We start from the raw sequence: 396 nt of genomic DNA, 5'->3' as shown, positions 1-396 counted from the left end.
CCGGCCCGAACGACAGCGCCCAGCGCGCCAGCAGCGGCGCAAACAGCACGATGCCCACGGTGGCGATCAGCGAGCCGACGAACGAGCTCCAGGCGGAGATGGACAGCGCCACGCCGCCCAGCCCCTTGCGCGCCATCGGGTGGCCGTCCAGCGCCGTCATGATGGCGCCGGCGTCACCGGGCACGTTGAGCAGGATGGACGAGATGCGCCCGCCGTATTCGCAGCCGATGTAGACCGCGGCGAGCAGGATCAGCGAACTCTCGGCCGGCAGCTGCATGGCAAAGGCCAGCGGCATCAGGATGGCCACGCCATTGATGGGGCCCAGGCCCGGAAGCAGGCCGACCACCGTGCCGATCAGGGCACCCGCGGCGGCGATGAGCAGGTTCAGCGGGCTCA

At 70.7% G+C, this 396-nt stretch carries 1 protein-coding gene; it reads right to left on the bottom strand.

The window, feature by feature from the left end:
* The coding region (locus QZH66_RS17550) for a tripartite tricarboxylate transporter permease (RefSeq protein ID WP_305807112.1) at positions 1 to 396 on the bottom strand (396 nt) is incomplete at both ends.

This window comes from Stenotrophomonas sp. YIM B06876 (assembly GCF_030711595.1).
Taxonomy (GTDB): Bacteria; Pseudomonadota; Gammaproteobacteria; order Xanthomonadales; family Xanthomonadaceae; genus Stenotrophomonas.
This window is presented reverse-complemented; position numbering and strand designations above follow the sequence as displayed.